Here is a 571-nt window from a genome sequence, read left to right as displayed (position 1 = left end):
TGCAGGAGATGTTACAAATTTAGTGGAGATGTTAGGTGAGTAGTTGTGGATAACTCAATTCTTTATGTAGTTTCGACACCAATAGGAAATCTTGGAGATATAACTCTTCGAGCTATGGATGTATTAAAAGAAGCTGATGTTATCTTGGCAGAAGATACTCGTGTAACAGCTAAGCTCTTGATGAGTCTTAATATAAGAAATGAGCAACAATTAGTATCGTGCCATGACTTCAATGAGGAGTCCAGGGTACAACAGGTAAAGCAGTTTTTAGATGATGGAAAGAAGGTTGCTTTAGTTAGTGATGCAGGAACCCCACTAATATCTGATCCTGGATATAAAATAGTTGCAAACTTGCGAAATGATAATTATAAAATAGTCCCTGTTCCTGGAGCTAGTGCTGTAACAGCTGCTTTATCTGCAGCAGGTTTGCCATCAGATAGTTTTATGTTTAAAGGCTTTTTGGCTGCAAAAAAAGCAAAAAGACAAGAGCAGATTAAAGAACTTAAGAAGCTTAGTACAACAGTTATACTTTATGAGTCAGTGCATAGGATAGAGTATTTATTAGAGGATT

The 571-nt window shown here is 36.4% G+C and carries 1 protein-coding gene; it reads left to right on the top strand.

Annotated elements, in window-relative coordinates; all coding sequences use genetic code 11:
- Positions 1-45: 45 nt before the first annotated feature.
- Positions 46-571, top strand: a 526-nt coding sequence (gene rsmI / locus DNK84_RS14035; RefSeq protein ID WP_119345038.1) for a 16S rRNA (cytidine(1402)-2'-O)-methyltransferase, incomplete at its 3' end; no start/stop codon positions are given.

Origin of the sequence: Facilibium subflavum, assembly GCF_003574485.1 — a bacterium.
GTDB lineage: Bacteria > Pseudomonadota > Gammaproteobacteria > Francisellales > Francisellaceae > Facilibium > Facilibium subflavum.
Note: the sequence above shows the minus strand (reverse complement) of the source record. Positions and strands in the feature narration are given on the sequence as shown.